This is a genomic window from Halorubrum zhoui, from assembly GCF_051194155.1.
Lineage (GTDB): Archaea > Halobacteriota > Halobacteria > Halobacteriales > Haloferacaceae > Halorubrum.
The window spans coordinates 89,000-110,734 of sequence record NZ_JBLZNJ010000003.1 but is presented as its reverse complement, the minus strand read 5'-3'; the positions used below and the strand labels follow the sequence as shown (position 1 = coordinate 110,734).

The following is a 21,735-nucleotide window of genomic DNA, read 5'->3' as shown; positions in this document are numbered from 1 at the left end:
GGCGCATTCGTACTACCTTACCGCACAACTCATCACTCAACAATGGACACACACGCGGAACAACCCGATGGCCCCGCACGCTGGCTTCGCGGCCTCGACGTCACCGTCACACTCGCTGCCGTGCTGTTTTGGCTGATCGCACTCTGGTGGACGCACACGCAGTCTATCTCGACGGTCAGGTACGGAACGCTGTTCGTCGGCGGGGTACTCACGGTGTACGCGATAAACGAGACGCGAGAATCGCTCGAAGAAGGCAGCTGGGTCGACGCGCTGGTGTTACTCCCCGCCGCGGGGGTACTCATCACCGCCTCGGCGTACTTCTTCACGAACTTCGAGACGGTGTACCTGCTTCGACAGGGATTCGCGACGCCACACGAGTACATGCTCGCGCGGCTGATCATCGTCTCGCTTCTGTACCTCACCTGGCGTGAGTTCGGGAACCTCTTTTTGGGACTCGTGATCGGCGTGATGGTGTACGCCATCTACGGCGACGCCGTCCCGGGCGTGCTCGGGCACGCAGGAATGACCGAACTGACGCTGTTACAGGCAACGGTGACCGACCTGTACGGCTTCTACGGCTCGCTGACGCAGCTCACCGCGTCGTGGATCGCGCCGTTCCTCCTGTACGCCGGCCTCCTGTTCGCGTACGGCGCCTTCGATCTGATCCTCCGGCTCGCGATCGTCGCGGCCGGGCGCATCCGGTCGGGTGTCGCCCAGACGGCCGTGCTCTCGTCTGCGGTCATCGGATCGATAAACGGCTCGTACACCGCGAACGCGGCGATGACCGGCTCGTTCACCATTCCGACGATGAAAGAGAGCGGGATGGCTGGTCACCGCGCGGCGGGTATCGAGGCCGTCGCCTCCACCGCCGGACAGGTGCTCCCGCCGGTCATGGGCGCGTCCGCGTTCGTGATGGCGTCGTACCTCGGCGTGGCGTACCTCAACATCGTCGTCGCCGGGCTGATGCCGGCGGCCATCCTCGTGGCGTCGATCGCCATCGCGGTCCACTACACGGCGATAAGCGACTCGAGCAGCCAGGACATGGAGTTCTCCGAGTTCTTCGACGACCCGATGACGTCCAACCAGAAGGTGTTCGAGGCGATCCGCTTTGGGGTGCCGTTCGGCGTCCTGATCTACTTCCTCGGGATCGCACAGTACACCGTGATGACCTCCGCGCTGTACACGGTCGTCGCGATGGTCGCGACCGGCGTGACGATGCCACCGCTACAGCGGCTCGTCGACGGTTCGGCGACGTCCGCGGTCGGTGAGCTCCGAACGCAGGTCGAAAACACGATCCGTGGCTTCCGCCGCGGCGCGATCATCCTCGCGCCCATCGCCATCATCCTGGTCGTGGTGAGCGGCGTCGTGAACCTCTTTTCGACCACCGGCGTCCCGGCGAAGATCGCGCTGTTGATGATCAACCTCTCCGGCGGGGTGCTGTTGTTCGCCGTGCTGCTCGGGATGGCGGTCGCCATCGTGATGGGGATCGGGATGCCGACCGTCGCCGCGTACGTCATCGTCGCGATCCTGATCGTGCCGACGTTCGTCTCCGACTTCGGGGTCGCCGAGATCACGGCACACTACACCATGTTCTACGCCGCCATCCTGGCCGGGATCACACCGCCGGTGGCGACGGCCGCGGTGGTTGCCGCGGGGATCGCCGAAGCGAACTTCTGGCGCACCTGTGGCGCGGCGATGAAGATAGCCGCGCCGTTGTTCGTGCTCCCGGTCGCGTTCGTCTACAACCCGGGACTGATCACGATGGCGCCGGGTGCCACCACACTGTTCCTCGGCGGACTCGTCATGCTCGGCGCGATCGCCATCATCTACGGGCTGAACTATCCGTTCAGGCTCTCCGTGGGTCGGCTGTTGCTCGTGCGCGCCGCGCTGACCGTGCTCGGCGTGCTCGTGATGACGTACCCGATGATGGCCGTCAAGCTCGGCGGCGTCGCGGTCTTCATCACGGTCTTCGTCGCCGAGAAGGTGATGGCTCGTGGCCTGCAGCTGCCGTTCGCACGCGGGGTGGAACAATGAGCGCCGACGCTCCAGAAGACGGCGTCGAGACCCAGGTCGGTGGACTCGACGAGCTGATCCCAGAGCCACTCATGCCGCTGTGGCGACGGTTCGAGCTGATCCAAGCGTTCCGCGAGACGCACAGTGACACGTACGTGACGGTGCTCGAGGTGCTCACGGCCCTCGTGCTCGCCGCCGGATACGCCTGGTGGGCGTACCTCTACTTTTTCACCAGCGGGACGGCGAGCATCTAACGGCCGTCGGGCGCTCGCTCTGGGCACAACACAAACCATTTGACCGACCGCGTCGAATCCTAATCGTGGTACGTCCCCGCAATACTCTCCCGCGACGACCGGCCGGTGCTCGTCCCGACGCTCACACCTCCCGCCGACCGCGAACGACACGGAGGACGATCGGGTGAGCACCGTTCGGTCGTCTGTCGCCGCCGGCCTGCTCGTGGTCGCTCTCCTCTGTGGGACGCTCGCCGGCAGCGTCGGGCCGGCCGCGGCCCAAGAGTCGACACAGCACGTCCAGATCGACGCGACGGTGGTGGGTGACACCGAGCCGATCGCCAGCGAGACGGCGGTCGTCGAAGTCACGGTATCGAACCTCGCGAGCAGTACTGACAGCGTCGACGTCGACTCGATCCGGGTCCGCGACGCCGACACCCTCGACGTCGTGAGCCGCGTCGACGACGTGAGCAGCGTCGATCCGGGCGGCTCGCTGACCGTCTCGGTACCTACCACCTTCGAGGAGCCGGGCGAGCGACTGCTCTCGGTCGTCGTCTACGTCGAAGACGACGACGGGACGGGCGTCGCGAGGTACGAGCGGCCGCTCTACGTCGACGTCGACGCGCCGACGGTTCGCGCACAGCTCGACACGACGGTTCCCGCGAACCAGTATGGCGTCACCGACGTCGCCGTCCAGAACGTCGGAAACACCGACTGGACCGACGTGACGCTCACTGCGTCGGCGAACGGAACGGTCGTCGACCGGGTGCTGCTCGACGACCTCACGCGAGCGACGAACCGGAGCGTCGCGCTGGACACCCGTGCCGTCTCGGGCGCGCCGATGACGGTCACGCTCACGTACACCGCGAACGACGACACGTATCGCACCACCGAGTCGATCGACCTCGGCGAGCGCGAAGCCGTGCTCGGTGCAGTCCGACTCACGAGCGTCGAGCGCGCGCGAACGGCGGCCGGCGTCCGTATCGAAGGCGACGCCGCGAACGTCGGCGGCACAGACGTCTCGTCGGTGCTCGTCCGAATACCGAACACGAGCGCGGTGACGCCGACGCCGCCGGCTGCCGACTACTTCGTCGGGAGCATCGAGGCGAGCGAGTTCGCGACGTTCGAGCTCACCGCCGAGACGGCGGGGAACGTCTCGCGCGTCCCGGTGGAGATAACCTACATCGCCGAGAACGAACGCCGGACGCGCACGCAGCTGGTCGACCTCGGCTCCGCAACGACGGGGGCCGCCGGCGGCGCTGGTGGAGACGGCTCGACCGACGGGGCAGCAGCGACCACCGACGACTCTGGTGGCGGCGTTCCGGCGGTGATAATCGGCGTCGTGATCGCGGTGCTCGTCGCCGCGCTCGGGGTGGTCCGATGGCGCCGGGGGTGACCGTCGTCCAGCTCACGGACGTGACGAAGCGCTACCAGAGCGGCGAGGGGACCATCGAGGCGCTCTCTGGCGTCGACTTCCACGCCGACCGCGGCGAGATGGTCACGGTGATCGGTCCTTCGGGGTCGGGCAAGAGCACGATGCTCAACGTAATCGGGCTCCTTGATACGCCGACCGAGGGCACCGTCCAACTCAAAGGGACGGACGTGACGGCGTTCACCGAAGACGAACTCACCGAAGAGCGGCGCTCCGTGATCGGGTTCGTCTTTCAGGACTTTCACCTCCTCCCGATGTTGACCGCGACGGAGAACGTCGAGCTGCCGTCGATGTGGGACACCGGCGTCGACAGACGAGACCGGGCGGTCGACCTGCTCCGGCGGGTCGGGCTCGGCGACCGGCTCGAGCACACGCCGGACGAACTCTCGGGCGGGCAGCGACAGCGCGTGGCCATCGCCCGGGCGTTGATCAACGAGCCGGACATCGTCCTCGCAGACGAGCCCACCGGGAACCTCGACCGCGACACCGGCGAGACGATCCTCGAGGAGCTCACCGCGTTGAAGACGAACGAGGACGTCGCCATCGTCGCCGTCACCCACGACGACCAGTTGGTAGCGTACACCGACCGCGTCGTCGAGCTCGTCGACGGAGAGGTGTCTGCGTGAGCGGGACCGACCTCCGCTGGCGGTTCCCGAGCGCCAGGATGGCGTGGCGGAACCTCGGCCGGAACCGCATCCGAACCGCGCTCGCGACGCTCGGCGTCGTCATCGGCGTGATCGCCATCGCCTCGCTCGGCATGACGGGTGCCGCGCTCCAACAGCAGGCGGACACGAACCTCGGGTCGCTCACGAACGAGGTCTCCGTGAGCGGGGGTGCCGACAGCGACGTCGACGGCGTGACCGCGGCACAGCTCGACGACATCGAGAACGTCGTCGTCGACGGGGCGATCGTCCCACAGCGCTCCGACGCGACGACGCTCTCCACGCGGAGCGGCGATGCACAGCGCGTCACGGTGACTGGCGTGACGGACGCAGCCGCGCTGTACGAGACGTCAGCCGGCCGGGCTCCGAGCCGGCTCCGCACGGGGGCGCTGTTGACGGACGACACCGCCAGCGACCTCGGCCTCGAGATCGGCGACCCCGTCGAGTACGACGACCGCCTCTACCGGATCGTCGGGCTCGTCGAGTCGGACAGCGGCTTCGGCCCTGGCGGCAGTGAGCTGGTGCTCCCCATCGACGCGGTCGCCGAGGGCGACGCCGAGTACGACAGCGTCACGATCCTCGCCGAAGACGGCGCGTCGGCGACCGCGATCGCGGACACGCTCGAGGCCGAGTTCAACGACGAAGACGACGAGGAGCTCAGCGTCTCGAGCTTCGCGAGCGCCCAGGAGGACGTCGACAACTTTCTGAACACGCTGAACCTGGCGCTACTCGGGATCGGCTCGATCTCGCTTGTCGTCGCCAGCGTCGCGATCCTCAACGTGATGCTGATGAGTACGGTCGAGCGCCGCGGCGAGATCGGGGTACTTCGGGCCGTCGGTATTCGCCGCGGTGAGGTCCTCCGGATGATCCTCGCGGAGGCGGCGTTCTTGGGTGTTCTCGGCGGCATCGTCGGCGGGGTACTCTCGATCGGCGTTGGTCTCGTCGTCTTCGACGTGCTCGCCGGCGACCGGCTGTTGGTGTTCGGGTGGCCGAGCGCCCGATACGTGGTGGGCGGCTTCGGCTTCGCGGTCGGCGCGAGCGTGCTCAGTGGCCTCTATCCAGCGTGGAAGGCCGCGAACGACCCGCCGGTCGAGGCGCTCCGCGGGTGAGGTGGGGTCGGCAACGACGCCCGCACAATTTATTAATCTGTACAATATAGTTGCTATTGTGCACAAATGAACCGACCACACGTCACCGGATCACGGTCTGGGTGGGGTATCGGCGACGTCTCTGAGCGCGCGCTCGGGGTGGGAGGCGTCGTGGCGCTGGTCGTCCTCTCTGTGGTCGCGCTCGCGACGGCGGTGACCCCAAAGCTGGTCGCGATCTCGTGGGTCGCCTTCGCGGCGATGGCGGCCGGGGCACCGCTCGGAGCGCGCGCGGCCCGGACGGCGACGCCGCGAGAGACCGTCTGGGGGTACGGCCTCGCGAGTGGGGCGATGGTGACGAGCACGGCGCTGTTTCTGATCCCGCAGGCGCTCGGCCAACACGGGCGGTTCGGGAGCCTCGGCATCGCCGCCGGGTTCCTCGCCGGCTACGCGGGCCACGCGGTCGGCCACCGACTCACACACCGCGACCTGCCGATCGACCGCACCGCCGCAGAGCTGACGGCACACGCGCTCGCCGCTGGCGCGATCATCGGCGCGATCTACGCGGCGATGCCCTCACTGACGTCGATCCTCGGCGTCGCGCTCGTCTCGCACAAGGCGCCTGCTGGGTACGCCGCGGCCCGCCGACTGGCAGACGACGGTCGCGCCGTCGTGACCCTCCTCCTCCCGGCCGCGGCGGTCGGGCTCGTCGCACTCCCGGTCGGCATCGTCGGCATCGCCCCGTCGCCGGTGGTGCGTGGACTGCTCTTCGGTGCCGCCGCGGGCGTCTTCTTGCACGTCGCCGTCGACCTCCTCCCGGAGTGTACCGCCGGCAGCGACACCTGCCCGGTCGACGCAGTCCGGGAGAGCGACGAACACCGCACGCGAGACCGACTGCGGGCGCACGCCGCCGGCAGCGCCATCGGTGGCGGCGTCGCCGTCGCGCTCGCGTGGGCGCTGGTGGCCGTCCCATAGTCGTCGGCCCGTAGTCGCCGACGCATCCACACTCGCGAGCGACGGTACGTGTGAGGGTCGTGGCCGTTCGATCGAGCCGTCTTTGTCTCCGGCGTTCTATATCCCTGACATCTGGATCGATGCCCTCCCGCTCTGTCTCGCGGTCGGCCGGTTCGCTGGGGACGGTCGCACTCGTCGCGGCGAACCTCCTGCCGCTCGTCGGCGTCACGGTCTGGGGGTGGAGTCGATACGGGCTGCTCGCCGTCTACTGGGTCGAGGTGTCGGTCACGGTGGTCGTCGCGTCGATGCAGGCGCTGTTCGCCGAGCGGGGGTCGCCCGACGTCGTCGGCACCCACGAGCCGCTCCACGAGCTGCGCGAGAAGCGAGGCGGGGTTCGTCTCGGCCCGAGCTGGCCCCCGGTGTACCCACGAAACCTCCCGTTCGCACTCTCGATGCTCGGGACGTGGACGCTCTTCGGCGGGGTCCCCGCCGTACTCGCTTGGTTGGTGCTCGACGTTCCGGTCGGCGTGTCGGTCGACCTCGTGGTCGGCGTCACCGCACTGGCGGTCGCCCACGCAGAGTCGTTTCGCAGCGACTACCTCGGCGACGCCCGATACGCCGACGTCTCTGCCCGCGAGATCCTGCGGACGCCCGCCCAGCTCACGCTCGCGCTGGTTCCGATCGCGTTCTTCGGACTCGCCGGCGGCGGTCCGAACGCCGTCCTCGTCGCAGTCGTCGTCGGCAAGACCGTCCTCTCCGTCTCTCGGGTCTCGACCGGACCGCTCGGTCGTGCGCTCCGGTCGCTCGCGGATCGACTCTCGACAGACGAACCGACGTCCACGGATCGCCCCGAGATCGCGACGCCGGACGCCCCCGTCGACGCCCGGGTGACGGTGCGTCGTCGGCCGGTCCTCCTCGGCAGTCTCGCCGCGGTCGCGATGGGATTCGTGAGCCGGGTCGTCTTGTTCCTCGTTGCCGGGGTCGTCGCGGCGATCGCGGCCGGACGCATCCGCCTTGCTGCGGCCGGGGTGCTCGTGTTGGTCACGGCCGCGGCCGCACGGGTTGGAAGCTACGTGCTCCGATACGGGACCATCGAGTACCAGCGGCGAGGTGACCGGCTCGTCGCGTACGACACGGTCCTCGACGCGCCGCAGTGGTCCGTACCGATCGGGTCGGCGACGCGGTTCGAGACCACGAACGCCATCCCCGACCGGCTGCTCGGCACCGGCACGCTGCGGGTCAGTGGCGTCGAGGGAGCGCCGGGTGATACGGTGCAGTTCGGCCCCGTCGACGACCTCGAGCGTGCCGTCGAGACGCTCGGACTACCCGTCGAGCCCGAAGCGCGTCCCGAGCGGGATCCGGCCGTGATACTCGCCGGTGTCGGGCTGGCGGCGTCGTTCGGTGCCGTCCCCGTGGCGCTCTTCGCCTCTGCTGCGGTGGGTGCCGGAGAGGCCGTCGCCATCATCGTCGCACTGGGGCCGTTTTTCCTCCTCCCGATCGGGGCGGCGCTCTGGGCGGCGCTCTCTCGGGTGTGATCCGACGAGCACGCGTCTCGGTCGGGCGTCTGACGAACGTATAAACGGTTCGCGCCGGTATCGGTGCGCATGGTGAAGAGTACCGTTCGATTCCCCGAGGCGGTCGTCGACGAAATCGAAGCGCTCGTCGACGCGGGGCAGTTCGAGAGCAAGTCCGAGTTCTACCGGTTCTCGACCGACTTCGTGTTGACGCAGCTCGTCGACGCGTACGAGCCGGAGACCATCGACTACGAGCAGATCCGCGCCGACGTCTTACCAGAGGCCGAACACGCACTCGGTAGCGACGCGCCAGCAGACGGTCCGCCGTTCTTCGAGTCCGTCTCGTTCGTGCGCAAGCTCGCACTCCGGGGACGGTTCAGCGACGCCGAGGACTTCATCGACCACCAGTACGTGCCGGGTGACCGCGACGCGGTCCTCCTCGAAGAGCTGCTCCGGCTCTACCGGCAGCTGGAGGCCAACCGCCCGGCCGCGGCCGAACGCGACCGCACGACCGACGAGTAGTGTGTCGCCCCCGTCCCAAAGACTCTTGTGTCGACCTGCCGTGTGGAATTGTATGGAAGCTACAATACGCACAATACTCTGTTGGCGTGGGACGGACGGGGGGGTCACCGCGTGATACGTCGCGGACTGCGTGGGCTCAAGTCCAACCTCCTGTACGTGGTCGTCGGCTCGCTCGTCGCCGGGCTGGCGTTTGGTGGGGTCGCGGGGCCGGAGACGAAGGGGTTGCTCCGGGCGGCCGTCGTCCCCATCCTGTTTTTGATGATCTACCCGATGATGATCAACATCGATCTCCAGGAGGTCATCAACGTCAGGAAACACGCGGCGGCCGTCGGCCTCAGTCTGCTCGTCAACTTCGGAGTCGCACCGCTCGTCGCGGTCGGACTCGCACGGCTCTTTTTTGCCGGGAGCGTCGAGTACGCGATCGGGCTCTACTTCATCGCGCTGATCCCCACCTCGGGGATGACCGCGGCGTGGACTGGCCTGGCGGGCGGCGACTTGGAGGCCGCGTTGGTCGCGATGGCGGTCAACCTCCTCGCGGCCGTCGCCATCCTGCCCGCGTACCTCTCCGTGTTGGTTCCCGCGAGCGTGGGGTTCGACCCCACCGCGTTGTATCGGCAGCTCGCGCAGGTCGTCGTCGTGCCGATGGTCGCCGGGAACCTCACCCGCCGTGGGCTCCTCCGCCGGTACGGGCCAGAGGGGTTCAAACGACTCAAGCCGACGTTCGGCGGCCTCTCCTCGCTCGGCGTCATGCTCATCGTCTTCGTCGCGATGACGCTCCGGTCGACGCAGATCCTCGCTGACCCGTTCGCATCCGCGACAACGATCGCTCCGCTCGTCGCCTTCTACGTCGTGATCCTGCTCGTCGGGAGCGGCCTGGGTCGCCTGCTCTTGGACACCGAGCGGGCCATCGCTCTGGTGTACGCCACGAGCATGCGGAACCTCTCTATCGCGCTGGCGATCGTCGTCGCCGCCGGCGCGGTTCCCGACGCGGCCGTGCTCCCGATCGCGTTGGCGTACGTGATCCAGCCCCCGCTCGGGGCGGTGTACGTCCACTACCGGCGCGACGTGGTCGCCGAGGGGCTGTCGGTTCGCGAGGCGATCGGTCGGCTCGTGAGCGACCGCGGGTGATCGATTCGCTGGCGACGGCGAGCGAGCGGTCCCGTCGCGTCGCTCGACTCCGGGCGTTTTAACACCCCACCGACGCAGCCGCACATATGGCCCTCCAACTCGGCCAGGCGATCAGCGACGGCATCGGACGCGTACTCTCGACGACCGGCGCAGTCCTCTTTGCGGGGCTCCTCGCGATCCAACTCGTGACGCAGGTCGGCATCAACACCGCAGTCGTCGGATTCCTGCCACCGGAGGCCGCGTCGGCGGCGGCGACCGGGTCAACCGGGCTCTCACTGCCTCTCCCGCCCGGAGTCGGTGTCGCACTCACACTCGTCGGTATCGTCGTGAGCACCGTCTACTTCGTCGTCCTCGCGCGAGCGCTCTCGCGTCCCCGGCGCGAACTCTCGACGTTCCCGTCGACCCTCTACACGCGGCGGATCCTCCGCGCGACGCTCGCGACCTTCCTCGGCGGCCTCGTGGTCTCGGTGGCGGTGAGCATTGGGTTCGTGCTGTTGGTGCTTCCCGGGATATTTCTCGCCGCGTCGTTCCTCCTGTTCATCTTCGCGGCCGGCGTCGAAGACCGCGGCGCGATCGGCAGCCTCCGCCGGAGTTGGGCGCTCGCCCGGGGGAGCCGGCTCAAGCTCTCACTGCTCGTCGTCGCCGTCGGCGTCGTGGGCGGGCTCGTCGGCACCGTCGGGACGCTCCTCGACGTCGCCGGACTCGGGAGCCTTTCGGACGTCGCCGTGACGGTCGTCAACAGTGGCTTCTTCCTCGCCGTGTACGGCACGCTGGCGGCGGCGTACGGCCAGCTCCGGGACGGAGAATCTCGCACGACCACGACCGCTGCGAGCGGCACGGACGAGACGGCGAGAGTATAGTAGCCACGACCGCGACTCGACGATCGGCTCGCGCTCACCCACGGCGCATCGACGCGACCGCACCAAGTGCGAGAATCGCGACGGCCGCGACGAGGAACCCGAACCCGGGTGCAGACGCCCCGGTCTCCGCGGAGTCCGTGGACTCGTCGCGCACAGCGTCGGCGCTCTCGTTCTCGCCAACAGGATCGGTCGCTCCACCGTCGGCCGTCGACGCGTTCGTCTCGGCGGCCGTGGTCGACCGGTCCTCTGTGGTCTCGGTCGACGCGTTCTCAGCCGCCGCGGTCGACTGGTTTTTGCTTGTCGCAGTCGACTGGTTTTCCGTTGTCGTAGTCGACTGGTTCTCGGCTGTCGCAGTCGACCGGTCTCCCCCGGGTGACACCTCGACGTCGACGCGGTCGGTGTTGCCGGCCGCTTCGACCTCGAGGACGTACGTGTCCGGCCGCAGCCCGCTCGTGTTCACCGTCGTCGACCACGCCCCGTCGGTTCCCCACTCGTCGGTCGCGTTGGCGGCGAGCACGGTACCGTTCTCCGTCCGCAGTTCGACGAGCACGGCGTTGTCGTCGGGACGCAGGTTCGTCTCTCCGCGGACGACCGTCGTCTCGTTCGGCCGGAGGGTCGTGTCGGTCGCCGGCCGTTCGACGTCGGTGTCGTTGTCGGTCGGACCGACGGCCGTAATCGAGACGCTCGCGGGTGCGTACTGTATCTGTCCGGCTCCCGGCGTCGATCCCGACGCGGCCGGCTGACCCGTCGCTGGAGCTGCGCTCCCCACCACCGAGGCGACGAGTATCGACCCGATCACGAACGCCGCGACTGCGCGAGTGACGCTGCTTCGAACGCGCCGCCACGACGGCCGTGGTCGTGTCTCGGCAGCCGTCTCAAGCCGATCGTGATTCCGTGTCATGGACACGTCTGCCATCTGGTAGGCCCGTGAGTGGGGAAACGGTTTCGCCAGCCGCCCACTCGGCTGCGGCCGGAAACGCCTTCGCGCGCTCACTCGACCGGGGCCGGAAACGCCACCCAGGGACCGAGCGTTCCGGTCGAGTCGAGTGCGTCGTCGACCGCCGTGCCGTCGTGACGGCGGTCGTGCCGCGTCCGCCGAGAAAGACGGATTGTGCGGTGTCCTGGCGGGATGTCGCGCGTGTACGCTCCGGTCGTCGACGTGGTACAGTCAAATTATCGCGTGTAGTAATCGGCTGCCGTGGTTTTTATATCGGTCATAAGATTGGTCGAACGATCTATGTTGGACGCACTTCGACTGAGTCGGCTCGGACTCGGTCCAAAGCTCGTGCTCGCGTTCGTGGTGGTCGCCACGCTCGTCGCGGTGACCGGCGCGGTCGGCTATACGGCGGTCGGAACCGTCGATGGGCAGGCCCACCAGATAGCCGACGACGGGCGCGCGATGGACACCGCTTCCGAGATGGCGATCGTCACGGAGAAACAACAGCAGGCCGTACTCCGGGCCCGGCTCGGTGAGCCGGGGGCACGCGAGTCGTTTCAGGCCCATCAGGCCCGCTACGCCGAACTTGAGCGTGAACTCACGGCTCTCGGGTTGACCGACGAGCAGACCGCGCAGTACGAGACGCTCCGGGCGACACACGAGGAGTACGTCGCGGTCGCGACGGCGTACTTCGAAGCGCGCGCCGCGGGCAACGACGCCGTCGCCGCTCGCCGAGCGACCGAACTCGAGTCGCTCGTCGCCCAGGTCGAGACCGACGTTGAGGCGCTCGCCGCCTCAACGGAGGCCGACATGGAGGCGCAGGTAGCCGCCGCAGACGAGACGACGGGGACCGCCCAGACCGAACTCCTCGCGCTCACCGTCCTCGCGTTTCTCGCGGCGATCGCCATCGGGACGTTCGTCACTCGCCGGATCAGCCCGCCGATCCGACAGCTCTCGGCTGCCGCCGTCGCCGCGAGCGAAGGCGACCTCACGGCGTCCGTCGACGACCACGTCGAGGCCGACGAGATCGGCACGATGGTCGACGGGTTCAAACGGATGCAGTCGAACCTCCGGGCCGTCTTCGCCGAGCTCGAGGCCGTCGCCTCGGGGCTCGAACGCGGTGACCTCGACCGCGCGATCGACACCGACTACCCGGGTGCCTACGGCGCGGTGCTCGAGGGTGTGGCCGCCGGTGGCGACGCACTCACCGCCTCTTTCGACGAGATCCAGCGCGCCAGCGACGGGCTCCGGGACGGTGCGCTCGACCGACAGATCGACGCCGAGCAGCCCGGCCAGTACGGTGAGACGCTCACGGCGCTCGAAGACGGGACGGACCAACTCGAGTCGAGCTTCACACAGATTCGTCGGGCGAGCCACGGCCTCCGTGACGGCGACCTCGACCAGTCGGTCGACACCGGCTACCCAGGCACGTACGGGGTCGTACTCGACGCGCTCGACGAGGGGATCGACCGTCTCGACGAGAGCCTCGGGACGGTTCGTCACGTCGCCGACGCGGTGGCCGATTCGAGCGAGTCGGTGGCACACGACACCGCGGAGATCGAAGCGGGCAGCCAGGAGGCGGCCGAGTCGGTCGAGGAGATCTCACACGGCGCCGACCGGCAGCACGACCACCTCCAAGAGGTCGCCTCGGAGATGAACGAGCTCTCGGCGACCGTCGAGGAGATCGCGGCGTCAGCAGAAGAGGTTACCGCGACCGCGACGACGGCCGTCGAGCGAAGCGAACTCGGGCAGCGACACGCAGCAGAGGCGACCGAGGAGCTCACGGCCATCGAAGCGCGCGCCGACGAAGCCACCGCCCACGTCGAGCGGCTCGACGACGAGATGGCCGAGATAAGCGAGGTCGTCGAGCTCATCACGACGATCGCAGAACAGACCAATCTCCTCGCGTTGAACGCCTCCATCGAGGCAGCCCGTGCCGGTGAGGCGGGTGAGGGGTTCGCGGTTGTCGCCGGTGAGATCAAGAGCCTCGCCGAGGACGTCTCTGCGGCGACCGCAGACGTCGAGTCGCGGATCGACGCGCTCCAGTCGACGACGACCGAGACCGTCGACGGAATGGAGTCGATGCGGGAGCGGGTCACGCACGGTACGGAGACGATCGGCGACGCGATCGAGACGTTCGACGCCATCGCGGGCGCGGTGAGCGAAGCAGAGACCGGCATCGAAGAGATCAGTCGGGCGACCGACGACCAGGCCGCATCCGCCGAAGAGGTCGTCGCGATGGTCGACGAGGTGGCCAGCGTGAGCCAGCAGACCGCGGCGGAAGCGAGTACGGTCTCGGCGGTGACCGAAGAACAGACCGCCTCGCTCGCGAACGTCGGCGAGAGCGTTCACACCCTCTCTTCGCTCGCGACCGACCTCCACGACCAGGTCGCGACGTTCGATCTCAGCGACGCCGCCGCCGGCACGGACGGCCCATCGGCCCCCGCCGCGACCGGACCCGAGCGCGCTCGCGCCGACGGGGGAGACGACGAGCAGTAGACGGCGCGAGAGCACCGCAGAGAGCCCCCTTTTATGTGTGATACCGTGGGACGTATCGTATGAACCGAACCGACTCGGTGGTGCTGGCAATCGCGGGCGTCATCGGGGCGACGGTGCTCGCTGCGGTCGTCGTCGCCGCGGTGGTGTTCGGGCTCGAGGCGTCCGCGCTCCGACCGTTTATGCTACTCGTCGGCGAGCCCTTCGCGTGGATCGTCGTCGCCGCACTCGTCGTCGCTGCCGTCGGGAACGTATATCTCGAGTAGCGTCGCTGTGTGCTGGACGGACGCGTATTTGGACCGCAAGAAAGCCGTCTGGGTCGGTATCTGCTTACTGCCCGCCGTCGGTCAGTGCGACGCGGTCGTCGTCTCGCGTCGGAGACCCGTCGGCCGAACCGGTCGGCGCCGTCGCCCGCTGTTCGATCGACGCCGGCTCGTCGGTGTGGTGTCTCCAGAGGGTGACGCCGGCGACCGCGTACGCGATGAGGTCGTAGTGGACCGCGCCGTCGAAGCCGGTGAACGCGGCGAGGGTGCTGTAGCCGAAGACGGCACAGACGCCGCCGACGAACGCGGCCTCACGCGTAACTCGACCGCTTTTGAGTCCGGACACGGCGCGTCGGATGGTTGGCCCACACGCCACGAGGAACGCGACGCCCGAGAGTGCAGCGAGGTTCACGAAGAAGTGCGTCGCCACGTGTGAGTCGAGAATCGACTGGAGGTACGCGACGGTGATGGGGTCATAAAACAGCCACTCAACCCGCGTCGGGTACAGCACACCGACGTATGGGGTCGCCACCATGAGCCCGAAGAGGACGGCCACGGCGACGCGGGCGGAGGCGAACTGCGAGGCACGCCGGTTGGTGAACGCGTCGTCTCCGGGTGCGACCACGAGTCCGTACTCGGTGAGTACGTCTCGGAGGTCGTCGCGTGAGAGCGCGGCGTCATGGTGGATCCCGACCGTGTCGGTGCGGTGTGTCGCAGAGGCGCTGCTGATGCCGTCGTGGTCTGCGAGTACCGCCTGTAACAGCGACTCGTCTCGGGCCGTCTCGAGCCCGCTCACCTCGAAGGTGTCGTGCTCGTGTGACACCGGGACCGTCGCGGTCCGCGGCCCGGCGACCGAGTCGGGGTCGGCGACGCCCCGGTCGGCCGCTGCGGCCTCGAGTGCTCGCCGAGGCCCGCCGTGCTGGGCAGATTGCATATTGCGCTACTCGGGCGCGTGTTTAATGAAACTTCCCCCCCCTCTCCAATCGAGTCACACGACTGGACCGACGCGGGTCGTCTGTGTCGGCGTGATTCCGGGACGGGAACCCGATCCGAAAGGTTCAATTGTATCCCACAGATATCTCGAAACGCGTCAGTAAGCCCCTGCGGGTTGGTAGTCTAGTCCGGTTATGACACCTCCTTGACATGGAGGAGGCCGGCAGTTCAAATCTGCCCCAACCCACTTTCTCCTTGCGAAACGCCGAATACGCGCCGGTGAACCGGTGGCGGACACGGCCCGATTCGTGACATTACGAGGTGCAGTTGGCGTAACCGACACGACCCCGCTGCGACCGCCGGACGCTACTTGTGCCACGCCCTCCCCAGCCGACTCGATACGTTCGTGGACGTGGTTGTGTGAACGACACGACAACGCTACGACACCCGGGCACGATCTTCAGCCACACCCTCCCCAGCCGATTCGCTCGTCGCCTCCGACGACTCGCTCATCCCTCGCACGCGCTCGCGAGCACGCCTCCGGCGGCTCGCGAGGCGCGCGCCACCGCAGTGTCGGCGTCGCGGTTCGCGCGTGGTGAGTCGGTGGGTGGGTCGAGGAGACGCAACGGCTCGTCGCCGCGCGCCGACGCTCACAGCCGTCCGATACGGAACGGGTCGAGGTCGAACGCAGCCGGCTCGCCGGTCGCGAGGTCGGCGCCGATCTCGCCGAGCGTTCCGGCGAACTTGTATCCGTGCCCGGAGAAGCCGGCGAGGACGACGACGTCCGGGTGGTTCGGAAGCGTGTCAACGATGAAGTCGCGGTCCTCGGTGTTGGTGTACAGACACGTTTCGAGTCCCATCAGCGTCGCGTCGCCGACGGTGAGGTACTCGTCTGCGGCCGCACGGAGCACCGACTCGTCGCGTGCGGTCGGCTCGTCGTCCATCTCGGTCGGGTCGACGACCTCGTGGAGGTGGTAGTGTCGGCCGAACTTCACTCCCGGTGCACCGAACGTCGGGATGCCGTAGTGGACGACGCCCTCCTCGTCGGAGACGAGAAACACCGGGAGTCGCTCCGGGGTGAACGCACGCGGACGCTCCGGCTGCATCCACGCGATCACCTGCCGTTCTGGTGAGAGCTCGTCGGCGAGCGGCTCGACGAGTTCCCCGGTCCACGCGCCAGCAGCGACGACGAGCCGGTCGGCCGCGTACTGTCCCTTGTCCGTGCTCACGCGTACGCCGTCGGTCGTCGACTGCCAGTCGATCACCCGCTCTCGGGCCTGGATCCGGGCACTGGCGCGCTGGGCGAGCCGGACGTGCGCGACGATCCCCGCCTCGGGCCGCACGAACCCGCCGTCGGCCTGATACACCGATTCGTGGTCGTCCGGAACGTCGAGCCCGGGGAACCGCGCGGTCGTCTCGGCGGCGTCGAGTCGTTCGTGGTCGATCCCGTGTGCACGGCACGCCTCGACCGCTCCCGTGACGAGGTCGCTGTCCGGTGGCCCGGCCGCGATGGACCCCGTCTCGTACAGCAGCTGCTCGTCGGCTCGGTCCTCGAGCGCCCGCCACCGGTCGTACGCGCGCGAGACCATCGAGACGTAGCCCGGGTCCTCGTGGTACGCGCGCCTGATGATACGCGAGTACCCGTGTGAGGATCCGTTCGTGTGCGGGATGCTGTACCGCTCGAGCCCGAGGACCCGTTCGCCCCGCCGTGCCAGCTCGTAGACGACGGCGCTCCCGATCCCGCCGACGCCGACGACGATCGCGTCGTACCGATCGGCCGCGTGTGACATATCACCACGATTGCGCCCCGGTGTACATATACTCCGGTGGTGACGCTCTGGCGACGCGTCTCACAGGGAGAAGCGCTTTGCGCGTTCGTCCCGGACGATACGTTGCACATGGATCCAGCCTACACGGCGGAGTTGACCGAGTCGGTAGAGTACGACGGTGAATCGGTGACGGAACTCCCCGTCGTCGACTACGAGTTCGTCGGAAGCATGTACATGTTTGACCTCCCGAACGGCGAGTCGCGCTCGTTCGGGACGGGCGTCGTCGACACGGTGTCGACGATCGAGTCCTGAGGAGTACACGCACCGTGGCGGCTCGTCGAGAGACAGTGTGGGCGCGCCCGCCGACAGCCACTGCTACGGTGCGACGTATTTATACTCGCTCGGCGTGGTCGTTGACAGAGACGATGCCACGCGAACAGTACCAGACGAAGCTGGAGGCGCTTCGTGACGACGTCCTCTACATGAGTGAGCTGGTCGCGGACCGCCTCCAAACAGCGTTAGACGCGCTCGCGCGACACGACGCCGCGCTCGGTGAGACGGTCATCACCGGCGACACGGAAGTGAACGAGCTCTACCTCGAGTTAGAACAGCGGTGTACGGACCTGATCGCGCTCCAGCAGCCGGTCGCCGGTGACCTCCGGTTCATCGCCGCCTCGTTCAAGATCATCACGGACCTCGAGCGGATCGCCGACCTCGCGACGAACCTCGGCCGGTACGCCGGACAGGCCGACCACGAGGTGTCGCCCGACGTCGACGTCCAGCAGATAGGCGACGATACCCTCGAGATGCTTGACCTCGCGATGACGGCGTACGGCGAGTCGGACCCCGACCGGTGTTACACGGTGGCGTCGCGTGACGACGACGTCGACGCGGCGTGTGAGGCGGCGAGCGACCACGTCGTCCGCGATCTCATCGAGAGCGACTACGCCGCCGACCCGGAGACGACGATGGAACACGTCTCTCGGCTCCTCCTCACCGTCCGCGACCTCGAACGGGTCGGCGACCACACGGTCAACATCGCCGCGAGAGCGCTGTACATGATCGAAAACGACGACGAACTGCTCTACTGACCGGACGGTCCGTCGGTCCCGGAGTGCCGATGGCGGTCGTGACCCGGTCGATGGCGGTCGTGACCGGAGCCGACGCGTACATGACGTCGGGGCGCGAGCCGGACGGTATGTCCACGTACACGACCGAGCTGCAGATCCGATTCAGAGACGTCGACGCGATGGGTCACGTCAACAACGCGGTGTACGCGACGTACCTCGAACAGGCTCGAACGCAGTACTATCGTGCGGTGCTCGGCGCGGACCTCTCGGCGGTCGCGACCGTGCTCGCCTCGCTCTCGATCGACTTCCACCGACCGGTCCACCTCGGCGACGAGACCGTCGCGGTCGACGTCGACGTTCCCCGGCTCGGCACCTCGAGCGTGCCGATGCGCTACGAGCTCCGGACCGGCGGAGAGACGGTCGCCGAAGCGGAGTCGGTCCAGGTCGCCGTCGACGACGACGGCGCCTCTCGTCCGCTTCCAGAGCGCTACCGTGCGACGATCGAGACGTACCACGACCTGTGAGTCGCGCGGGCGGATACGTACCTTCTTTTGGCTTCATCCACTTCGTCGAGCCATGTCGATCCAGCTGTACGCACTCGACGGATGCCCGTGGTGTGAGCGGGTGCACGACGCACTCGCCGACGCCGACGTCGACTACGAGACGATCGCGGTCGACCCCCTCCACTCCGACCGAAACGAGGTGAAGCGCGTGAGCGGGCAGCGTGGTGTCCCGGTCCTCGTCGACGAGACGCGTGGGGTGACGATGAGCGAGAGTGCGAACATCCTCGAGTACGTCGAGGGGAGCCTGCGATGAGCATCTACACCGGCCGCGGTGACGACGGCCAGACGGACCTCAGGGACTTGAGCCGGGTGTCGAAGTCGAGTCTTCGAATCGAAGCGTACGGCACCGTCGACGAGGCGAACGCGCTCGTCGGTACCGTGCGACCGACGGGCTACGACGACCTCGACGCGCTGCTCGAAACGATTCAAAATCACCTCCACGTGGTCCAAGCCGACCTGGCGAATCCCGACCCAGACCCGGAGGACCCACAGGTCGAGTCGGACCACGTCGCGACACTCGAAACGGAGATCGACGGGTACGACGAGGAGCTCGCGCCGCTCCAGTCGTTCATTCTGCCGGGTGGAGGGCCGTCCGGTGCGCGACTCCACCACGCCCGAACGGTCGTGCGCCGCGCCGAACGACGGACCGTCGAACTCGCACAGTCTGAGCCGATAAACGAGACCGTGGTCACCTACCTCAACCGGCTCTCGGACCTCCTCTTTACGCTCGGTCGCGTGGCAAACGCTCGCGACGGCGAGCCCGAAGAGTCGCCAACGTACTGATCTGCTGGCCGTACCTGCGTCTCGACCGGCCGGCGTGGCGTCGTCTCCACGCATTCGTATGAGCGAACTGCCACAACGCATATATTCGTCCTCGTCCAAAGGACAGATATGAGCAAACACTTCGAAGACGCACGGTACTACCTCGGTCGGGCCGCTGAACACGCGAAAGCGGGTGTCGAAGAGGAACTCGAGCCGCTTCGAGAGCGGGTCAGCGCGTTGATCGGTGAGGAGTCGCCAGCGGAACCGGAGCCGTCGCGACTCGAACGGCTGCAGTCCGACGTCGCCGACCTCGAGGCACGCACGGAGGGGGAGGTGCGTACGGCACTTGCGTCGGCTCGCGGCCGCATCGAGGCGTATCGGGCCGACGACGACGCCGAAGCGGTGACTGAGGACGCGACCTGAGTGGGTCAATCGGCTCTGCGCGTGTGTGGGTGCGGGCACCCACAAAGCAACGTTTAAGTCTCGACGTGCAGCACATATTGGACACGGGTCGGTGGTCTAGTCCGGTTATGACGGCTCCTTCACACGGAGCAGGTCGGCAGTTCGAATCTGCCCCGACCCACTCAGTCGCTTGCCGGGGTTGTGTGACGGTCTTCCGCCGTCTCAGGCCGTGATGCAGTTATTCTCGTGAGAGAGCACGCCTTCAGGGAGGGGAGACGAAGTCAAGCGAGTTGCTGGCTCTTTACGTCTGTACCGGTGGTTCTGGAAAAGAGTACGACCGTGCGACGCCCGGACACCACGCACCGAGACGACCCTGGGAGACATGGACACTCCTTTCGGCCACACCTTCCCGGGCCGATTCGCTCTCGTACGCATGTGGTGATCGTGTAATCGAGACGGCCGCGCGACCGCCGGGCACGATTTGGCCACCCCCTCCCCAGCCGATTCGATGCGTCGTTGGTGATCGTGTGACCGAGACGACCGCACGACACCCGGACACCACTTCGCCACACCCTCCCAGACCGATTCGCTCTCGTACGTATGTGGTGATCGTGTGACCGAGACGGCCGCGCGACCGCCGGGCACGATTTGGCCACCCCCTCCCCAGCCGATTCGCTCGGTCGCTTCGCTCCCTCGCTCATCCCTCGCACGCGCTCGCGAGCCCGCCTCCGGCGACCTCACGAGGCGCGCGCCACCGCAGGGATGATTGGGGTAAGAGGTACGAGCGTGCAGTCTATGTGACCTGCGCTCAGGTACCGACTGCCATCGCGCGCTCGACGACGTCTTCGCCGTACATCTCGACGAGTGCTTCGTGTTGGTCCGGCCGGTTCTCGTAGACGTCCTGGAACAGGGCGATCGGCGTCATCGCCGCCTGGTAGGTCGCCTCGTCCCACATGCGGTCCGTCGCGATGGCGACTTCGACCTCGTCGATCCGAAGCGTCGCCGACCGCTCCATCGCGATCGCGCCGCGGCCGGCCGCCTTGGCCGCCTCGAACTCCTCCATCGAGTCCACGACGTCGTCCATGCTCGGAACGTACGCGGTCATCTCGAGCAGCGTTTCGTGTAGCTCGTCGTCGTCGAGCGTCTGCGTGGAGCCGTCGACCGCGAGCTCGTACGTGTTGCCCGTCTCCACGAGCGACACGTCGGTGCCGTCGTACGTCCAGACGCCGTCTCGGGAGTCGAGTTCGACCTCGGTGTCGCCGGTATCCAAGAGCCAGCTCCCGGTCTTCGGCGGGAGCGGCGATTGGTTCGCCTCGACGACCTGTCCGGGGGTCAACGACCAGATGCCGAGCATGCCTTTCGCCTGGTTGTCACGCATGCGCTCGTGGTAGCCCTCGACGTCGCGGATGTCGTCGTAGGGGCCGTCGACGGCGATACAGCCGGCCGCGCTCGCGCCGCGCGAGGTGTTGTGCCGCAGTTCGGGCCACTCGGGGAGTTCGCCCGTCGGAGTGAGCGCGCGCATGTCTTTCGTGTAGTCGACCTCGCCGTCGACGAGTAAGAACAGCCGTTCGAGGGTGTTTTCGGGCTTGCCCATCTCGTCGCGGAGGTTCCGCATGGCGAGTTCGGCCTGGCCGCTCTCGATGATGACGGACATCGCGAGACTCCCTGGCTCGAGCCCGTGTTCGGCCTCGACGATGGTGAAGAACTCGTCGGCCTTCTTCCAGTCGTCGATGCCGCCGACTTCGGGGATGACGAAGCCGTCGATGTGTTCGATGGCTCCCTTTTGCGGGTCGGCGATGTCGAGCATGTGCTGGAAGCCCTGATAGCGGGTGGTGGGGTCGTCGCGGTGCCACACCATCCGGGGGTGTATTTCGCCGGGGAAGTCGGCGCCGTTCTCGGCGACGACGTCGACGATGTTCTGTGCGCCCTGGTCGCGCATCGACGGGGCGGTGGCGTCCTCGTTGTCCGGGACCCAGACGTCGGGGGCCTGCATGCCGCGGAGCTCGGCGGCGCGTCGAAGCATCTTGGCGGAGTCGTCTTCGCCCTCGACCGCGGTGGGAGAGGTGAAAAACGTCCGCACGAACGACCGGTCGTGTCTTCTTCGAGTCATGTGTGTGTGAGAGTGCGTGCGGGTATCCTA

22 protein-coding genes and 2 tRNA genes are annotated in these 21,735 nt (G+C 67.5%); 20 read left to right on the top strand and 4 right to left on the bottom strand.

Features of this window, described 5'->3' with window-relative positions:
• The first annotated feature begins 42 nt into the window (after positions 1-42).
• From ACNTAO_RS04715 to ACNTAO_RS04670, 10 genes are all read left to right on the top strand, one after another.
• Positions 43-2,034 (top strand): TRAP transporter permease, encoded by a 1,992-nt coding sequence (locus tag ACNTAO_RS04715; RefSeq protein ID WP_435160810.1) that lies wholly within the window; start codon positions 43-45, stop codon positions 2,032-2,034.
• Positions 2,031-2,267: a hypothetical protein gene (locus tag ACNTAO_RS04710; protein ID WP_435160809.1), complete on the top strand. Its 237-nt coding sequence runs from the start codon at positions 2,031-2,033 to the stop codon at positions 2,265-2,267. The genes ACNTAO_RS04715 and ACNTAO_RS04710 overlap by 4 nt, the downstream gene beginning before the upstream one ends.
• 163 nt (positions 2,268-2,430) lie before the next feature.
• Positions 2,431-3,639, top strand: a complete 1,209-nt coding sequence (locus ACNTAO_RS04705) for a COG1361 family protein (RefSeq protein WP_435160808.1) — start codon at positions 2,431-2,433, stop codon at positions 3,637-3,639.
• Positions 3,636-4,301, top strand: a complete 666-nt coding sequence (locus tag ACNTAO_RS04700; protein WP_435161353.1) for an ABC transporter ATP-binding protein — start codon at positions 3,636-3,638, stop codon at positions 4,299-4,301. Before ACNTAO_RS04705 ends, ACNTAO_RS04700 begins: the two co-directional genes overlap by 4 nt.
• Positions 4,298-5,446, top strand: a complete 1,149-nt coding sequence (locus ACNTAO_RS04695) for an ABC transporter permease (protein ID WP_435160807.1) — start codon at positions 4,298-4,300, stop codon at positions 5,444-5,446. Before ACNTAO_RS04700 ends, ACNTAO_RS04695 begins: the two co-directional genes overlap by 4 nt.
• Positions 5,447-5,683: 237 nt before the next feature.
• Positions 5,684-6,397, top strand: a complete 714-nt coding sequence (locus ACNTAO_RS04690) for a ZIP family metal transporter (RefSeq protein ID WP_435161352.1) — start codon at positions 5,684-5,686, stop codon at positions 6,395-6,397.
• 119 nt (positions 6,398-6,516) lie between these two features.
• A complete protein-coding gene (locus ACNTAO_RS04685; protein WP_435160806.1) occupies positions 6,517-7,911 on the top strand; it encodes a DUF6498-containing protein in 1,395 nt (464 codons plus the stop codon).
• A gap of 69 nt (positions 7,912-7,980) precedes the next feature.
• Positions 7,981-8,412, top strand: coding sequence for a ribbon-helix-helix domain-containing protein (locus ACNTAO_RS04680; protein WP_435160805.1), 432 nt, complete (start codon positions 7,981-7,983; stop codon positions 8,410-8,412).
• 111 nt (positions 8,413-8,523) lie between these two features.
• Positions 8,524-9,540 (top strand): arsenic resistance protein, encoded by a 1,017-nt coding sequence (locus ACNTAO_RS04675; protein WP_435160804.1) that lies wholly within the window; start codon positions 8,524-8,526, stop codon positions 9,538-9,540.
• Between the two features lie 86 nt (positions 9,541-9,626).
• Complete coding sequence (locus ACNTAO_RS04670; protein WP_435160803.1) at positions 9,627-10,400, top strand: DUF7847 domain-containing protein; 774 nt, start codon at positions 9,627-9,629, stop codon at positions 10,398-10,400.
• 34 nt (positions 10,401-10,434) lie between these two features.
• On the opposite strand, the gene ACNTAO_RS04665 is transcribed toward ACNTAO_RS04670, so the two are convergent.
• On the bottom strand, positions 10,435-11,301 hold the full coding sequence (locus ACNTAO_RS04665) for a hypothetical protein (RefSeq protein WP_435160802.1): 867 nt from the start codon (positions 11,299-11,301) through the stop codon (positions 10,435-10,437).
• A 336-nt stretch (positions 11,302-11,637) separates the two neighbouring features.
• Between ACNTAO_RS04665 and ACNTAO_RS04660 the strand changes: the two genes are divergently transcribed.
• The gene (locus ACNTAO_RS04660; RefSeq protein WP_435160801.1) at positions 11,638-13,836 is read left to right on the top strand and encodes a methyl-accepting chemotaxis protein; all 2,199 of its coding nucleotides are present in this window, start codon (positions 11,638-11,640) and stop codon (positions 13,834-13,836) included.
• A gap of 59 nt (positions 13,837-13,895) precedes the next feature.
• Positions 13,896-14,099, top strand: coding sequence for a hypothetical protein (locus ACNTAO_RS04655; protein ID WP_435160800.1), 204 nt, complete (start codon positions 13,896-13,898; stop codon positions 14,097-14,099).
• Between the two features lie 64 nt (positions 14,100-14,163).
• Here the strand turns inward: ACNTAO_RS04655 and ACNTAO_RS04650 are convergent, their stop codons facing one another.
• A complete protein-coding gene (locus ACNTAO_RS04650) occupies positions 14,164-15,030 on the bottom strand; it encodes a hypothetical protein (RefSeq protein WP_435160799.1) in 867 nt (288 codons plus the stop codon).
• A 171-nt stretch (positions 15,031-15,201) separates the two neighbouring features.
• On the opposite strand from ACNTAO_RS04650, the gene ACNTAO_RS04645 reads away from it, so the two are divergent.
• Positions 15,202-15,276 (top strand) — tRNA-Val (locus ACNTAO_RS04645).
• 403 nt (positions 15,277-15,679) lie between these two features.
• Here ACNTAO_RS04645 and solA read toward each other — a convergent pair.
• A complete protein-coding gene (gene solA / locus ACNTAO_RS04640) occupies positions 15,680-16,819 on the bottom strand; it encodes an N-methyl-L-tryptophan oxidase (RefSeq protein ID WP_435160798.1) in 1,140 nt (379 codons plus the stop codon).
• A gap of 108 nt (positions 16,820-16,927) precedes the next feature.
• Between solA and ACNTAO_RS04635 the strand changes: the two genes are divergently transcribed.
• From ACNTAO_RS04635 to ACNTAO_RS04605, 7 genes are all read left to right on the top strand, one after another.
• On the top strand, positions 16,928-17,110 hold the full coding sequence (locus ACNTAO_RS04635) for a hypothetical protein (protein WP_435160797.1): 183 nt from the start codon (positions 16,928-16,930) through the stop codon (positions 17,108-17,110).
• A gap of 113 nt (positions 17,111-17,223) precedes the next feature.
• Entirely contained in the window at positions 17,224-17,889 is a 666-nt protein-coding gene (phoU, locus tag ACNTAO_RS04630; RefSeq protein ID WP_435160796.1) for a phosphate signaling complex protein PhoU, read from the top strand.
• Positions 17,890-17,996: 107 nt separating this feature from the next.
• Complete coding sequence (locus tag ACNTAO_RS04625; protein WP_435161351.1) at positions 17,997-18,392, top strand: acyl-CoA thioesterase; 396 nt, start codon at positions 17,997-17,999, stop codon at positions 18,390-18,392.
• Between the two features lie 52 nt (positions 18,393-18,444).
• Complete coding sequence (locus tag ACNTAO_RS04620; protein WP_435160795.1) at positions 18,445-18,684, top strand: glutathione S-transferase N-terminal domain-containing protein; 240 nt, start codon at positions 18,445-18,447, stop codon at positions 18,682-18,684.
• Complete coding sequence (locus ACNTAO_RS04615) at positions 18,681-19,214, top strand: cob(I)yrinic acid a,c-diamide adenosyltransferase (protein WP_435160794.1); 534 nt, start codon at positions 18,681-18,683, stop codon at positions 19,212-19,214. The genes ACNTAO_RS04620 and ACNTAO_RS04615 overlap by 4 nt, the downstream gene beginning before the upstream one ends.
• 108 nt (positions 19,215-19,322) lie before the next feature.
• Positions 19,323-19,616, top strand: coding sequence for a DUF7553 family protein (locus ACNTAO_RS04610; protein WP_435160793.1), 294 nt, complete (start codon positions 19,323-19,325; stop codon positions 19,614-19,616).
• 85 nt (positions 19,617-19,701) lie between these two features.
• Positions 19,702-19,776, top strand: a tRNA-Val gene (locus ACNTAO_RS04605).
• 627 nt (positions 19,777-20,403) lie between these two features.
• Here the strand turns inward: ACNTAO_RS04605 and aceB are convergent.
• Positions 20,404-21,705 (bottom strand): malate synthase AceB, encoded by a 1,302-nt coding sequence (gene aceB, locus ACNTAO_RS04600; protein WP_435160792.1) that lies wholly within the window; start codon positions 21,703-21,705, stop codon positions 20,404-20,406.
• Positions 21,706-21,735 lie beyond the last annotated feature (30 nt).

Excerpts from the sequence above, each read along its gene's own strand:
- ACNTAO_RS04680 (WP_435160805.1), top strand. The coding sequence starts at position 7,981 with ATGGTGAAGAGTACCGTTCGATTCCCCGAGGCGGTCGTCGACGAAATC.
- ACNTAO_RS04610 (WP_435160793.1), top strand. The coding sequence starts at position 19,323 with ATGAGCAAACACTTCGAAGACGCACGGTACTACCTCGGTCGGGCCGCT.
- ACNTAO_RS04650 (WP_435160799.1), bottom strand. The coding sequence starts at position 15,030 with ATGCAATCTGCCCAGCACGGCGGGCCTCGGCGAGCACTCGAGGCCGCA.
- ACNTAO_RS04635 (WP_435160797.1), top strand. The coding sequence starts at position 16,928 with ATGGATCCAGCCTACACGGCGGAGTTGACCGAGTCGGTAGAGTACGAC.
- aceB (WP_435160792.1), bottom strand. The coding sequence starts at position 21,705 with ATGACTCGAAGAAGACACGACCGGTCGTTCGTGCGGACGTTTTTCACC.
- ACNTAO_RS04660 (WP_435160801.1), top strand. The coding sequence starts at position 11,638 with ATGTTGGACGCACTTCGACTGAGTCGGCTCGGACTCGGTCCAAAGCTC.
- ACNTAO_RS04690 (WP_435161352.1), top strand. The coding sequence starts at position 5,684 with ATGGCGGCCGGGGCACCGCTCGGAGCGCGCGCGGCCCGGACGGCGACG.
- ACNTAO_RS04655 (WP_435160800.1), top strand. The coding sequence starts at position 13,896 with ATGAACCGAACCGACTCGGTGGTGCTGGCAATCGCGGGCGTCATCGGG.
- ACNTAO_RS04625 (WP_435161351.1), top strand. The coding sequence starts at position 17,997 with ATGTCCACGTACACGACCGAGCTGCAGATCCGATTCAGAGACGTCGAC.
- ACNTAO_RS04620 (WP_435160795.1), top strand. The coding sequence starts at position 18,445 with ATGTCGATCCAGCTGTACGCACTCGACGGATGCCCGTGGTGTGAGCGG.
- solA (WP_435160798.1), bottom strand. The coding sequence starts at position 16,819 with ATGTCACACGCGGCCGATCGGTACGACGCGATCGTCGTCGGCGTCGGC.
- ACNTAO_RS04665 (WP_435160802.1), bottom strand. The coding sequence starts at position 11,301 with ATGACACGGAATCACGATCGGCTTGAGACGGCTGCCGAGACACGACCA.
- ACNTAO_RS04615 (WP_435160794.1), top strand. The coding sequence starts at position 18,681 with ATGAGCATCTACACCGGCCGCGGTGACGACGGCCAGACGGACCTCAGG.
- ACNTAO_RS04685 (WP_435160806.1), top strand. The coding sequence starts at position 6,517 with ATGCCCTCCCGCTCTGTCTCGCGGTCGGCCGGTTCGCTGGGGACGGTC.
- ACNTAO_RS04670 (WP_435160803.1), top strand. The coding sequence starts at position 9,627 with ATGGCCCTCCAACTCGGCCAGGCGATCAGCGACGGCATCGGACGCGTA.
- ACNTAO_RS04715 (WP_435160810.1), top strand. The coding sequence starts at position 43 with ATGGACACACACGCGGAACAACCCGATGGCCCCGCACGCTGGCTTCGC.
- phoU (WP_435160796.1), top strand. The coding sequence starts at position 17,224 with ATGCCACGCGAACAGTACCAGACGAAGCTGGAGGCGCTTCGTGACGAC.
- ACNTAO_RS04710 (WP_435160809.1), top strand. The coding sequence starts at position 2,031 with ATGAGCGCCGACGCTCCAGAAGACGGCGTCGAGACCCAGGTCGGTGGA.